This is a genomic window from Citrobacter sp. Marseille-Q5395 (genome assembly GCF_947057495.1).
Classification (GTDB): domain Bacteria; phylum Pseudomonadota; class Gammaproteobacteria; order Enterobacterales; family Enterobacteriaceae; genus Citrobacter; species Citrobacter murliniae.
Genome location: NZ_CAMSEL010000001.1, coordinates 428,019 through 441,102 on the forward strand (window position 1 = coordinate 428,019; position 13,084 = coordinate 441,102).

11 protein-coding genes are annotated in these 13,084 nt (G+C 52.0%); 4 read left to right on the forward strand and 7 right to left on the reverse strand.

Annotated elements, in window-relative coordinates:
- Positions 1–115 precede the first annotated feature (115 nt).
- From scpA to OH663_RS01950, 4 genes are read left to right on the forward strand one after another with little or no spacing between them, the layout of a single operon-like run.
- Complete coding sequence (gene scpA / locus OH663_RS01935) at positions 116–2,260, forward strand: methylmalonyl-CoA mutase (RefSeq protein ID WP_048220589.1); 2,145 nt, start codon at positions 116–118, stop codon at positions 2,258–2,260.
- Positions 2,253–3,248 carry a methylmalonyl Co-A mutase-associated GTPase MeaB gene (gene meaB / locus OH663_RS01940; protein ID WP_200009967.1) on the forward strand — a complete coding sequence of 332 codons (996 nt, stop codon included), beginning with the start codon at positions 2,253–2,255 and terminating at the stop codon, positions 3,246–3,248. Before scpA ends, meaB begins: the two co-directional genes overlap by 8 nt.
- Before the next feature lie 10 nt (positions 3,249–3,258).
- The gene (gene scpB / locus OH663_RS01945; protein ID WP_045447321.1) at positions 3,259–4,044 is read left to right on the forward strand and encodes a methylmalonyl-CoA decarboxylase; all 786 of its coding nucleotides are present in this window, start codon (positions 3,259–3,261) and stop codon (positions 4,042–4,044) included.
- Positions 4,045–4,068: 24 nt separating this feature from the next.
- Entirely contained in the window at positions 4,069–5,535 is a 1,467-nt protein-coding gene (locus OH663_RS01950; RefSeq protein ID WP_200009968.1) for an acetyl-CoA hydrolase/transferase family protein, read from the forward strand.
- On the opposite strand, the gene srsR is transcribed toward OH663_RS01950, so the two are convergent.
- The 7 genes from srsR to epd all read right to left on the reverse strand — a co-directional run bounded on the left by srsR (position 5,532) and on the right by epd (position 12,764).
- Positions 5,532–6,428: a LysR family transcriptional regulator SrsR gene (srsR, locus tag OH663_RS01955; RefSeq protein WP_045447326.1), complete on the reverse strand. Its 897-nt coding sequence runs from the start codon at positions 6,426–6,428 to the stop codon at positions 5,532–5,534. The genes OH663_RS01950 and srsR overlap by 4 nt on opposite strands.
- Positions 6,429–6,549: 121 nt before the next feature.
- Entirely contained in the window at positions 6,550–7,296 is a 747-nt protein-coding gene (locus tag OH663_RS01960; protein ID WP_045447329.1) for an oxidative stress defense protein, read from the reverse strand.
- Positions 7,297–7,536: 240 nt separating this feature from the next.
- On the reverse strand, positions 7,537–8,172 hold the full coding sequence (argO, locus tag OH663_RS01965; RefSeq protein WP_045449774.1) for an arginine exporter ArgO: 636 nt from the start codon (positions 8,170–8,172) through the stop codon (positions 7,537–7,539).
- A 141-nt stretch (positions 8,173–8,313) separates the two neighbouring features.
- Positions 8,314–9,174, reverse strand: coding sequence for a small-conductance mechanosensitive channel MscS (locus OH663_RS01970; protein ID WP_200009969.1), 861 nt, complete (start codon positions 9,172–9,174; stop codon positions 8,314–8,316).
- Between the two features lie 188 nt (positions 9,175–9,362).
- Entirely contained in the window at positions 9,363–10,442 is a 1,080-nt protein-coding gene (fbaA, locus tag OH663_RS01975) for a class II fructose-bisphosphate aldolase (RefSeq protein WP_003027029.1), read from the reverse strand.
- Between the two features lie 90 nt (positions 10,443–10,532).
- The gene (pgk, locus tag OH663_RS01980; protein ID WP_200009970.1) at positions 10,533–11,696 is read right to left on the reverse strand and encodes a phosphoglycerate kinase; all 1,164 of its coding nucleotides are present in this window, start codon (positions 11,694–11,696) and stop codon (positions 10,533–10,535) included.
- A gap of 48 nt (positions 11,697–11,744) precedes the next feature.
- Positions 11,745–12,764 carry an erythrose-4-phosphate dehydrogenase gene (epd, locus tag OH663_RS01985; protein WP_200009971.1) on the reverse strand — a complete coding sequence of 340 codons (1,020 nt, stop codon included), beginning with the start codon at positions 12,762–12,764 and terminating at the stop codon, positions 11,745–11,747.
- Between the last annotated feature and the right edge of the window lie 320 nt (positions 12,765–13,084).

Genomic DNA, 13,084 nt, shown 5'->3' on the forward strand with positions numbered 1-13,084 from the left:
ACACCACGCGGCAAAAAACGACGCCCTGTTGGCTATTTTTTGCTGGCGACAAGCCCAATGAAAAAGCTCACCGTATTCGCAAAGATTCAACTAATTGCGTAATACGGAGCAAAAAATGGCAAACGTACAGGAGTGGCAAACACTCGCCAACAAAGAACTCAGCCGACGGGATAAAACCGTCGAATCGCTGGAACGACAAACGGCGGAAGGGATTGCCATCAAGCCGCTGTACACTGAGGCTGACCTCGATAATCTGGAAGTAACTGGCACTCTCCCCGGCCTGCCGCCTTACGTACGTGGCCCGCGAGCAACCATGTATACCGCGCAACCGTGGACCATTCGCCAGTACGCCGGTTTCTCCACCGCTAAAGAGTCCAACGCTTTTTACCGCCGTAACCTCGCCGCGGGTCAAAAAGGGCTTTCCGTCGCCTTTGACCTTGCCACCCACCGGGGCTATGACTCAGACAATCCACGTGTAGCAGGCGACGTTGGGAAGGCAGGCGTAGCTATCGATACAGTAGAAGACATGAAAGTCCTGTTCGACCAGATCCCGCTCGATAAGATGTCAGTGTCGATGACCATGAACGGCGCGGTGCTGCCAGTGCTGGCGTTTTATATTGTGGCCGCAGAGGAGCAAGGTGTATCACCGGAGCTACTCACCGGTACCATCCAGAATGACATTCTGAAAGAGTACCTGTGCCGTAACACCTATATTTACCCACCGAAACCTTCAATGCGCATTATCGCCGACATCATCGCCTGGTGCTCAGGCAACATGCCGCGTTTTAATACCATCAGCATCAGTGGTTACCACATGGGCGAAGCCGGAGCCAACTGCGTTCAGCAGGTGGCGTTTACGCTGGCTGATGGCATTGAATACATCAAAGCCGCACTCTCTGCCGGGCTAAAAATCGACGATTTCGCCCCACGTTTGTCATTCTTCTTCGGCATCGGCATGGATCTGTTTATGAACGTCGCCATGCTACGCGCCGCGCGCTATCTGTGGAGCGAGGCGGTCAGCGGTTTTGGCGCGACAAACCCGAAATCATTAGCCCTGCGCACCCACTGCCAGACTTCCGGCTGGAGCCTGACCGAACAGGATCCTTATAACAACGTAGTCCGCACCACTATTGAAGCGCTCGGCGCCACACTTGGCGGCACGCAGTCTTTACACACCAACGCCTTTGATGAAGCGCTCGGTCTGCCTACTGATTTCTCCGCACGTATTGCACGTAATACGCAGATCATTATTCAGGAGGAGTCGGAAATCTGCCGTACCGTTGATCCGCTGGCCGGATCGTATTACGTCGAGTCGTTAACCGATCAAATCGTCAAACAGGCGCGCGCGATCATTCAACAGATTGATAAGGCGGGCGGGATGGCGAAAGCGATCGAAGCCGGATTGCCGAAACGCATGATCGAAGAAGCCTCTGCCCGTGAGCAGTCGCTGATCGACCAGGGCAAGCGCGTCATTGTTGGGGTTAACAAGTACAAACTGGATAAAGAGGATGAAACGTCGGTACTGGAAATTGACAACGTCAAAGTGCGCAACGAACAGATCGCGTCTCTGGAGCACATCCGTGCCACCCGCGATGATGCCGCAGTCAAAGCGGCGCTAAACGCGCTCACCCACGCCGCGCAGCATAATGAAAACTTGCTTGCCGCTGCAGTCTGCGCTGCCCGCGTTCGCGCCACGCTCGGGGAAATCTCCGACGCACTGGAAGCCGCCTTTGACCGTTATCTGGTGCCAAGCCAGTGCGTCACTGGCGTGATTGCGCAAAGTTACCACCAGTCCGATAAATCCGCCTGCGAATTTGATGCCATCCTTGCGCAAACCGAACAGTTCCTGGCAGACAATGGTCGTCGCCCACGCATTCTGATCGCCAAAATGGGGCAGGACGGCCACGATCGCGGCGCGAAAGTGATCGCCAGCGCCTATTCCGATCTCGGTTTCGATGTCGATCTCAGTCCAATGTTCTCCACCCCGGAAGAAATAGCCCGTCTGGCGATCGAAAATGATGTGCATGTGATCGGCGCATCTTCACTGGCGGCGGGTCATAAAACCTTGATCCCGGAACTGGTCACCGCACTCAAAGGCTGGGGACGAGAAGATATCTGCGTGGTGGCTGGAGGTGTTATCCCGCCGCAGGATTACGCTTTCCTGCAAGAGCGCGGCGTGGCGGCCATATATGGCCCCGGCACACCAATGCTCGACAGCGTCCGCGATGTATTAACCCGTATCAGTCAACATCATGATTAACACCACCACGCTTGAAGACACCATCCAGCGCTTGCGTATGGGCGATCGCACCACACTCGCTCAGGCCATGACGCTGGTGGAGAGCCACCATCCGCGACACCAGGCGCTAAGCACGCAATTGCTGGACGCCATTATGCCATTCACTGGTAACGCCCTGCGTCTGGGAATTACCGGCACTCCTGGCGCGGGCAAAAGTACCTTTCTGGAAGCGTTCGGCATGTTGCTGATCCGCCAGGGACTGCGGGTGGCGGTGATTGCCGTCGATCCCAGCAGTCCGGTCAGCGGCGGCAGCATTCTTGGCGATAAGACCCGGATGACGGAACTGGCACGCGCAGAGGCAGCGTTTATTCGCCCGGTCCCCTCCAGTGGCCATCTGGGGGGGACCAGCCAACGCGCACGTGAGTTAATGCTGTTGTGCGAAGCGGCGGGCTTCAACGTGATAATTGTTGAAACCGTTGGCGTTGGGCAGTCCGAAACTGAAGTGGCCCGCATGGTCGATTGCTTTATCTCGCTACAAATCGCCGGTGGCGGGGACGATCTGCAGGGGATCAAAAAAGGCATCATGGAGATGGCAGACCTGATTGTCATCAACAAGGACGACGGTGAAAACCGGGCCAACGTCGCCATCGCCCGCCATATGTATGAATCTGCCCTGCATATTCTGCGCCGTAAGTACGACGAGTGGCAACCGCAGGCTCTGGCCTGTAGCGCACTGGAAAAACGAGGCATTGAGGAAATCTGGCAGGCGATAACCGACTTCAAAACATCTCTTACCGCCAGCGGCCGACTGGAAAAAGTTCGCCAACAGCAGTCTGTGGACTGGTTACAAAAACAGGCCGAAGAAGAGGCGCTTCACCTGCTGTTTGCGCGCGCTGATTTCGACCGTTACTTCCAGCAAACGCTACAGTCGGTCAAAAACCATGATCTTTCGCCGCGCACCGGCCTGCGGCATATCAGCGAATTTATCCAGCATCATTACTTTGAATAAAGAGAACATTATGTCTTATCAATACGTCAACGTTGTCATCATCCAGAAAGTCGCGGTCATCGAATTCAATTATGCCCGCAAGCTCAATGCTCTGAGTAAAGTGTTTATCGATGATCTGATGCAGGCGCTGAGCGACCTCAACCGCCCGGAAATTCGCTGTATTATCCTGCGCGCGCCGAGCGGGGCAAAAGTGTTCTCTGCCGGGCATGACATTCATGAACTCCCCGCCGGACGTCGCGATCCGCTCTCTTATGACGATCCACTGCGCCAGATCACCCGCATGATCCAAAAATACCCAAAACCCGTGATCTCCATGGTCGAGGGCAGCGTCTGGGGCGGTGCGTTTGAGATGATCATGAGTTCCGATCTGATCATCGCCGCCGAAACCTCCACCTTCTCGATGACGCCGGTCAACCTCGGTGTACCGTATAACCTGGTGGGTATTCACAACCTGACCCGCGATGCGGGATTCCATATCGTCAAAGAGCTGATTTTTACCGCCTCCCCTATTACGGCGCAACGCGCAATGGCGGTCGGGATCCTTAACCATGTGGTCCCTACTGATGAACTGGAAGATTTCACTCTACAAATGGCACACCACATCTCGGAAAAGGCGCCACTGGCAATAGCCGTTATCAAAGAAGAGCTACGCGTGCTGGGCGAGGCGCACACCATGAATTCAGATGAATTTGAGCGGATCCAGGGCATGCGCCGCGCAGTTTATGACAGCGAGGACTATCAGGAAGGGATGAATGCGTTTATGGAAAAACGCAAACCTAACTTTGTAGGTCATTAATCACACGGGGGAAAGGAGATCGCCATGAAACGGATGAGTGCCGAAAAAGCGGCAGAGATTATCCAGCACGATGATATGGTCGCGTTCAGCGGCTTTACGCCAGCAGGTTCACCAAAAGCGTTACCTGCTTCGATTGCCCGACGTGCCAGCGAGCTGCATCAGGACGGACAGTCCTTTCAGATCCGCCTGCTGACCGGGGCGTCCATTAGCGCGGCCGCTGACGATGCGCTATCAGAGGCTGATGCTGTTTCCTGGCGCGCCCCTTATCAAACCTCTTCCGGCCTGCGTCAGAAAATTAATCAGGGTCAGGTGAGATTTGTCGATCTCCATCTGAGTGAAGTCGCTCAGATGGTAAATTACGGTTTTTTTGGCGATATCGATGTTGCCGTCATTGAAGCCTCCGCTATCGCACCGGATGGTCGGATTTGGCTTTCCAGCGGAATTGGCAATGCGCCAACCTGGCTGCTGCGAGCAAAAAAAGTGATTATTGAGTTGAATCACTATCATAATCCACGCGTGTCAGAGTTGGCCGACATTGTTATTCCGGGCGCTCCGCCGCGCCGTAACAGCGTTCCCATCTTTCATACTATGGATCGCGTAGGCAGCCAGTGCGTTCAGATTGACCCGAAGAAGGTTGTCGCCGTGGTAGATACTGAGCTTCCCGATGCCGGAAATGCATCGGATAAAACCAACCCAGTCTGCCAGCAAATTGCTGATAATGTAGTGGCCTTTCTGCTGACAGAAATGGCGCACAAACGTATCCCGCCTGAGTTCCTGCCGTTACAAAGCGGCGTCGGCAATATTAACAACGCGGTGATGGCACGACTTGGCGAGAACCCGGATATCCCGCCTTTTATGATGTACTCAGAGGTGTTGCAGGAGTCCGTTGTACATCTGCTGGAAACGGAAAAAATCACTGGCGCCAGTGCCTCAAGCCTGACGGTTTCCGCAAATTCACTGGAGAAGATCTACGACAACATGGATTTCTTCAGCAACCGGATTGTGCTTCGTCCGCAGGAGATCTCCAATAACCCTGAGATCATCCGTAGACTTGGGGTAATCGCGCTAAACGTCGGGCTGGAGTTTGATATCTACGGTCATGCCAACTCCACGCACGTCGCAGGAGTGAACCTGATGAACGGCATTGGCGGCAGCGGTGATTTCGAACGCAATGCCTATCTGTCTATCTTCATGGCTCCGTCCATTGCCAAAGGCGGAAAAATTTCAACAATCGTCCCCATGTGCAGTCACGTTGATCACAGTGAACATAGCGTAAAAGTGATCGTTACCGAGCAAGGAATCGCCGATCTGCGCGGGTTATCACCGTTGCAACGGGCGCACACAATTATCGAAAACTGCGCGCATCCCCTTTATCGTGACTACCTGCACCAGTATCTGGAGAAAGCGCCTGGTGGGCATATCCATCACGATCTCAGTCATGCGTTTGATCTGCACCGCAACTTAATAGAGAGTGGCTCAATGCTGGGTTAATTTGCCATGCCGTCACGATCTTCAACAATGTGCTGTAGCATTGTGGCGGTATAGCGATGATTTTTCAGCGAATAGAGAAATTCCTGCATGTACATTGGACTACCGGGCGCATCGAAATATTTCAGCGTCGCCGGATTCACCAGTCGCCAGGCAAAATGGGGAATCACTGTCAGAAACTGCCCGCGCTCGACTGCGCTTATCTTGGCCATAAAGCTGTATGGACGGTAGATGATTGTCGGATGGATCCCACACGGGCGCATATATGCATCGATCATCGCCTCAAAGTTAGCCCGATTCTGAAAGCGCATTTGCAGCCAGGGTAACTCGCGCAGCAGATCCTGCGGCTGTTTTTCTTCATAACGTCGGGAAACCAGAAACCCCAGGCGCAGCGGTGGCAACTCGCTGACCGTCATATTTTCCAGTCCTTGCACACGAGGTGAAACGTGCTGAGGTGAAATAATAAAGTCCAGTTGCCTGTCGAACAGATTATCAATTACCCCATTCTCACTGAACTCAACAGCCTGAGCGGTCACGCCATCGTACTTGTCGCCAAGGCTAATCAGTTGGTCAAAAATAATGGTGGGATAGGTATTGTCGATGCCGATGACGACATCTCGCGAGCGACGAGAGGAATTATTAATTTCATTATCAATAGCAGATAGACGTTGATAGACGGGAAACAGTTTCTGATACAGCTCCTGCCCCGCTTTGTTCAGACTGATGTTGTTATCTTTCCGGGTAAACAACGTATAGCCGATTTGCTCTTCCAGTGCGGCAATGCTTTTACCAAAGGGCGATGCGGTCATGTGTATTTTTTCTGCTGCTCTGGCGATGTTATTGGTTTGCGCCAACAGAATAAAATTCCGCATCTTTTTCGAGATAAAAATATCCATAGTCACCTCATAAAATCACTATGGCATATCCTCATGCAGACAAATAAAAGACTCGCGACGCGGTCTCACTTTTACAGTTGTTCACAGAAAAAGCCCGGCTGATTAGCCGGGCCTGAAATGATTATTGCGTCTTTGTTGGTGTTGCCGTTGGCTGGCTCGCTGCAGGCTCTATCTGAAAGACCACATCCACCTGATCGTCAAACTGAATGACCGGTTGTTCGTAGGTTTCCTGAGCTGATGGCGCAGGTGCCGCGTCAGCTTTCATCATCCGTACCATTGGGCTCGGTTGATAGTTAGAGACATGGTAACGCACGCTATAAACCGGACCCAGCTTGCTGTTGAAGCCGGCAGCCAGCTCCTGCGCCTGATGGACAGCATCATCAATAGCCGCTTTACGCGCTTTGTCTTTGTAGGCATCCGGTTGGGCAACGCCCAGCGATACCGAACGGATCTCATTCAGACCTGCTTTCAACGCGCCATCCAGCAGTGCGTTAAGTTTATCCAACTGACGCAGTGTGACTTCAACGGTACGCACCGCGCGATAGCCTTTGAGTACGCTTTTACCGTTCTGGTAATCGTAGTCTGGTTGTGTACGCAGGTTTGCTGAGCTGATGTCCTTCTTCGCTATCTGATTCTGCTCAAGGAAGGAAAGATATTGCGCCACACGATCGTCGGCCTGTTTCTTTGCTGATGCAGCGTCCTTCGCTGCCACGTTGACTTCGATCGCCAGAGTTGCGATATCAGGCGTTGCATCTACGCTTGCCGTTCCTGAAGTCACGATGTGCGGTCCGTTCGGCAATTCATTTGCCTGTACCGATAGTGCACTGAATCCGACTAATGCCGCCAGGGCCATCACTTTGAACTTCACTCTCGTTCCTCCATGTTACATTAATTACCCCGAAACTCAGGGCACATGCAGGCAAGCTTAGCGGATCTCAGCCTGTTGTCCATCAGACAACACTTAGAGTCTGGCCCATCAGGTGTCCTTGTTACAGCCAGTCTGGGCACAGACAACGCGCAAAAACAGGAGCTTATACATAGTAAGTGAGGATGTTGATCACTGCCCATGGTCAAAATGGCAAATAGAATAACCTAATGGGCCAGACTTTTAGTTGAACAGGGCGTGAACATGCCCAACACCCTCTTTCGCCAGTTGAAAAGCGATAAACCACATCACTAATCCCACCAGCGTATTAATGATACGCTGAGCTTTAGCCGTGCGCAGTCGCGGCGCCAGCCAGGCTGCCAGCAGCGCCAGTCCGAAGAACCACAGGAACGATGCGCTAACGGTTCCCAGCGCAAACCAACGCTTAGGCTCAACGTCCAGTTGACCGCCCAGACTTCCCAACACCACAAAGGTGTCCAGATAGACGTGAGGGTTGAGCCAGGTTACTGCCAGCATGGTGGCGATAATCTTCCAGCGCCCTTGCTTCATTACCTCAGCACTGGCCAGTTCCAGATTGCTGCTCATTGCTGTTTTTAACGCCCCGAAACCGTACCAGAGTAAGAACGCCACGCCCCCCCAGGTCACCAGAGCCATCAGCCATGGCGACTGCATCAGCAATGCGCTACCGCCAAAAATTCCTGCGCAGATCAACACTAAATCGCTGATGGCGCAGAGTAAGGCAATCATGATGTGATACTGGCGGCGAATACCCTGATTCATTACGAATGCGTTTTGTGGGCCAAGCGGAAGTATCATGGCTGCGCCAAGCACAAGCCCTTGAAAATAATACGATAACACGTTAATCATCCCGAAATATTTCTCTTAGAAGCAGACTATAGCGCGGGAATATCATTAGCGGAAATTGATAATTTTAATTGGTGATAAGAGCAGCTAATAACGATAATTTAAAGAAAGGCCGGCAAACCGGCCTTGTACTGATTACTCTGCTGCGTTCTCTTTAACACGCTTGAAATTCACGTCCATCTGCGGATACGGGAAACTGATACCATTGGCATCAAATTCGCGCTTGATGCGCTCCAGCACATCCCAGTAGACGCTTTGCAGATCGCTGCTATTGCTCCAGACACGCACCACAAAGTTAATGGAGGACGCACCCAGTTCATTCAGGCGCACCGTCATTTCGCGATCTTTCAGGATACGATCGTCAGACTGGATGATATCGGTAAGGATTTTTTTCACCTGATCAATATCAGAGTCATACGCCACGCCAATGATAAATTCGTTACGGCGAACCGGTTCACGTGAGAAGTTAATGATATTCCCGGCGATAATCTTACCGTTCGGGATAACAACAATCTTGCCGTCTAAGGTACGCATGGTGGTTGAGAAAATCTGCACGTTGAGCACGGTTCCGGCGACACCGCCGAGATCAACATACTCACCAGCGCGAAAAGGACGGAACATCACCAACAACACACCAGCGGCAAGGTTAGACAGTGAACCTTGCAAGGCCAGACCTACAGCTAAACCCGCGGCACCGAGAACAGCAATCACCGAGGCCGTTTGCACCCCAACGCGCCCCAGAGCGGCGATCAGCGTGAATGCAATAATACCGTAGCGCACCAGTGCAGAGAGGAAGTCAGCAACGGTCGCATCAATTTGACGCGCAACCATCACACGGTTAATGGTGTTAGAGACAACACGCGCCGCAATCATCCCGATGATGATAATAGCGATAGCCGCAACGATGTTAACGGCATAACTCAGCAGCAGAGCCTGGTTACGTACCAGCCAGGTGCCCGCACCATTTATGCTGTCGACAACATTCAAATCTTCCATTCAATATTCCTTTTATGCTTACCCAATTGGGAGAACTAAAGCCGCCCCACAGGAGCTGGCAATCAGACAAGGTTAAACAAAAAACGTCATTGTTGCCAAATTGATCACAAAATTTTTGTCGTCAGCATATTGTAATCATAAAAAAGGCCCGCGTTTGCGGGCCTCATGTCACGTTGAGCAGGGGTCAATTACAGAACGTCAACCGCGTTCAGTTCTTTGAAAGCCTGTTCCAGACGGGTGATCATCGTTGCCTGACCAGCACGCAGCCATACGCGTGGATCGTAGTATTTTTTGTTCGGCTGATCTTCGCCTTTCGGGTTGCCCAGCTGGCCCTGCAGGTAAGCTTCGTTCGCTTTGTAGTAGTTCAGAACACCTTCCCAGGTAGCCCATTGGGTATCGGTATCGATGTTCATTTTCACTACGCCGTAGCTTACGGAGTCTTTGATTTCCTGAGCAGTCGAACCGGAACCACCGTGGAATACGAAGTTCAGGCTGTTGTGCGGCAGGTTATGTTTCTTAGAAACATAGTCCTGAGAGTCGCGCAGGATAGTCGGGGTCAGAACCACGTTACCCGGCTTGTACACGCCATGTACGTTACCGAAAGAAGCCGCGATGGTGAAACGCGGGCTGATTTTGCTCAGCTCGGTGTACGCGTAATCAACGTCTTCCGGCTGGGTATACAGTGCAGAAGCGTCCATGTGGCTGTTGTCCACGCCGTCTTCTTCACCACCGGTGCAACCCAGTTCGATTTCCAGGGTCATGCCCATTTTGGACATACGCGCCAGGTATTTGGAGCAGATTTCGATGTTCTCTTCCAGAGACTCTTCAGACAGGTCGATCATGTGAGAAGAGAACAGTGGTTTACCGGTTGCAGCAAAGTGTTTTTCACCCGCGTCCAGCAGACCGTCGATCCACGGCAGCAGTTTCTTCGCGCAGTGGTCAGTGTGCAGGATAACCGGAACACCGTAGTGTTCAGCCATCTGGTGAACGTGATGCGCGCCAGAGATAGCACCCAGGATTGCAGCACCCTGAGGAACGTCAGACTTCACACCTTTACCGGCGATGAAAGAAGCACCACCGTTGGAGAACTGTACGATTACCGGCGCTTTAACTTTTGCAGCGGTTTCCAGAACGGCGTTGATGGAGTCGGTACCTACGCAGTTAACGGCTGGCAGAGCAAAGTTGTTTTCTTTTGCTACCTGGAAAACTTTCTGTACGTCATCACCAGTGATTACGCCCGGTTTTACGAAATCAAAAATTTTAGACATGTTGCGAGTCCTGTATCTTCGGCCTTGGAAAGGGGGCGCGCTCTAAAAGCGCGCTAAAAATTGGGCAGGTTATCCCTGCCCATTAGTGTCTTACTTTTTAGCACGCTCTTCGAGCATTGCTACTGCTGGCAGTACTTTACCTTCCACGAATTCGAGGAATGCGCCGCCACCAGTGGAGATGTAGGAGATTTTGTCAGCGATGCCGAACAGGTCGATAGCTGCCAGAGTATCGCCGCCGCCTGCGATAGAGAACGCTTCGCTGTCTGCGATGGCGTTAGCCACAATTTCAGTCCCTTTGCGGAAATTCGGGAATTCGAACACACCTACCGGACCGTTCCACAGAATGGTTTTTGCATTCCTCAGGATTTCAGCCAGTTGCTGTGCAGATGCGTCACCGATATCCAGGATCTGCTCGTCTTCTTTCACGTCGTTAACGGATTTCAGCGTAGCAGGTGCGGTTTCAGAAAACTCGGTCGCAACACGAACGTCAGCCGGAACCGGAATATCACAGATAGTCAGCAGGCGTTTAGCTTCATCAACCAGGTCTGCTTCGTACAGGGATTTACCCACGCTGTGACCCTGCGCGGCAACGAAGGTGTTGGCGATACCACCACCCACGATCAGCTGGTCAGCGATTTTAGACAGGGAATCCAGAACGGTCAGTTTGGTAGAAACTTTAGAACCACCGACGATGGCAACCATCGGACGAGCAGGTTCTTTCAGAGCTTTACCCAGCGCATCAAGCTCAGCAGCCAGCAGCGGGCCAGCACATGCTACGTCAGCGAATTTCGCGATACCATGAGTAGAAGCCTGAGCACGGTGAGCAGTACCGAAAGCATCCATTACGAATACGTCACACAGTGCAGCGTATTTTTTGGACAGTGCTTCGTCATCTTTCTTCTCGCCTTTGTTAAAGCGAACGTTTTCCAGAACCACCAGCTCACCGGCAGCAACATCAACGCCGTCCAGGTAATCTTTCACCAGGCGAACCGGGTTAGACAGTTTGTCTTTCAGGTAGTTAACAACCGGCAGAAGAGAGAATTCTTCGTTGTACTCGCCTTCGGTAGGACGACCCAGGTGGGAAGTTACCATCACTTTTGCACCCTGCTTCAGGGCCAGTTCGATGGTCGGCAGGGAAGCACGGATACGCGCGTCGCTGGTTACTTTCCCTTCTTTAACTGGTACGTTCAGATCCGCACGGATAAAAACACGTTTACCAGCAAGATCCAGATCGGTCATCTTAATTACAGACATGGTGAATCCTCTCGTTGATTCTTAAAGTTTTGCAAGCGCTCACGCGCCTTACCTGAAACCAATAGCAGCCATAGCTAACGTTGTGTCGAGCATACGATTAGCAAAGCCCCATTCATTATCGCACCAGACCAATGTTTTGATCAGGTGAGCGCCACTTACGCGCGTTTGAGTACCATCAACGATGGCGCTGTGCGGGTCGTGGTTAAAATCTACAGAGACCAACGGTAATTCCGTATAGTCAACTATACCATGAAATGCACCTTGTGCTGCTTTTTGCAGCAACTGGTTGACTTCACTGGCTTTTACAGGTTTTTTCACTGTCACACTTAAGTCGATCGCCGTCACATTTATGGTCGGTACACGTACCGCAATCGCCTCAAAACGATCGTTAAATTGCGGGAAAATTCGCGTGATACCTGCTGCCAGTTTGGTATCGACCGGAATAATCGACTGGCTGGCTGCTCTCGTGCGGCGCAGGTCAGGATGGTAGGCATCGATAACCTGTTGATCGTGCATCGCAGAGTGGATCGTCGTGACAGTACCAGACTCAATGCCGTAAGCATCATCCAGCAATTTAATGACGGGAATTATGCAATTCGTGGTGCAGGAGGCGTTGGAAACGATCCGGTGTTCAGCGCGCAGCTGTTCCTGATTAACGCCAAACACAACGGTTGCATCGATGTCGTGACTACCTGGATGTGAAAAGAGCACTTTTTTGGCGCCAGCGGCGATATGCGCCTCGCCGTGTTCGCGGCTACCGAAGACCCCCGTACAGTCCAGCACAACGTCAACACCCAGTTCGCGCCATGGAAGCGCAACGAGTGTTCGCTCATGCAGGATGCGAATCGCGTCGTCGCCAACAATGAGCTGGTCACGCTCCTGGCGAACATCCCAGGCAAAACGTCCATGGCTGGTGTCATATTTCAACAAATGCGCCATGCCAGCGGCATCCGCCAGTTCGTTGATTGCCACCACGGTGATTTCCGCCCGACGCCCGGATTCGTACAAAGCACGAACCACGTTACGTCCGATGCGACCGAAACCATTAATCGCTACGCGTACGGTCATAGGTCTCCTGCAAGGATTTCTCAGAAACGATGTGGCTGACAGAGTAATGCAGCAAACCGCTCAGGAAAACCTTACCTGTCGCAAACTGCGACTGATTGATTAATTGTCGAACATTTAATCGACTGAAACGCTTCAGCTAGAATAAGCGAAACAAGGAATAAAAGGAATGATTGTCCAGCAACAGAACACAGTTATCTGACTTACGTCACATTTTAAAGCCCTTCATCGCTAAATTTATTCCATATCCCAGAATTGTGAATAAGCGTAGCAAGATAATTTCGTTGCCGTATCACAAATCCTGATTTATATCAGAAAGCTCC